Genomic DNA, 1,325 nt, shown 5'->3' with positions numbered 1-1,325 from the left:
TGATAAGTACAACGTTGAAATGGTTGGAGCGAATGCTGATACCATCGACAAAGCGGAAGATCGTGAGCGCTTTGATAAAGCAATGAAGGCAATCGGCCTTGAAACACCGCGTTCTGCGATTGCTCATAGCATGGAAGAAGCGCTTCAGGTGCAAGACTCTTTAGGCTTCCCTTGTATTATTCGACCTTCTTTCACCATGGGTGGAAGTGGTGGCGGTATCGCTTATAACAAAGAAGAGTTCGTAGAGATTTGTGAGCGTGGTTTGGACCTGTCACCCACGAACGAGCTTTTGATTGATGAGTCCCTGATTGGTTGGAAAGAATATGAAATGGAAGTTGTTCGTGACAAGAACGACAACTGTATCATTATCTGTTCTATCGAAAACTTTGACGCGATGGGTGTTCACACCGGTGACTCGATTACCGTTGCACCGGCACAAACGCTGACCGATAAAGAATATCAAATAATGCGTAATGCCTCTTTGGCAGTACTGCGTGAGATTGGTGTTGAAACTGGTGGCTCAAACGTCCAGTTTGGTATGAACCCGAAAGATGGCCGTATGGTGGTTATCGAGATGAACCCGCGTGTATCGCGTTCATCTGCTTTGGCGTCTAAAGCAACCGGTTTCCCGATTGCCAAAGTTGCCGCTAAATTGGCGATTGGTTATACCCTGGATGAGTTGCAGAATGATATTACAGGTGGCGTAACGCCGGCTTCATTCGAGCCATCAATCGATTATGTTGTCACTAAGATTCCTCGTTTTACCTTCGAGAAGTTCCCTCAGGCAGATCCGATTCTAACGACACAGATGAAGTCGGTAGGTGAGGTTATGTCTATTGGCCGAACCTTCCAGGAATCGCTACAGAAAGCTTTACGTGGTTTGGAAGTCGGTTCTTACGGCTTCGAGCCGAAATTGGATCTGGCTTCTGAAGATGCTAAATCAGAGATGATTCGAGAGCTTCGTAACCCGAGTGCCGAGCGTATCTGGTATGTCGGTGATGCTTTCCGTTCTGGCATGTCGGTTGATGAAATTTACAAGCTAAGCGGCATCGACCCTTGGTTCCTGGTTCAGATTGAAGATTTGATTGAAGAAGAGTGTGTTGTATCGAATATGACACGCACAGACATGACTGCTGAAGCGATGCTTCGTCTTAAGCGTAAGGGTTTTGCTGATCACCGTTTGGCAGAGCTACTTGGTATTACCGAGAAAGAATTGCGTACGCTACGTCAGGGCTTCGATATTCGCCCTGTCTATAAGCGTGTTGATACCTGTGCTGCAGAATTCTCATCGAACACGGCTTACATGTACTCAACCTATGAAGAAG

The 1,325-nt window shown here is 46.6% G+C and carries 1 protein-coding gene; it reads left to right on the top strand.

All coding sequences use genetic code 11. The features are described from left to right. Window positions 1-1,325, top strand: a 1,325-nt coding sequence (gene carB, locus A3735_RS26495) for a carbamoyl-phosphate synthase large subunit (protein WP_082886014.1), incomplete at both ends; no start/stop codon positions are given.

Source organism: Oleiphilus sp. HI0061 (assembly GCF_001635675.1).
This window is presented reverse-complemented; position numbering and strand designations above follow the sequence as displayed.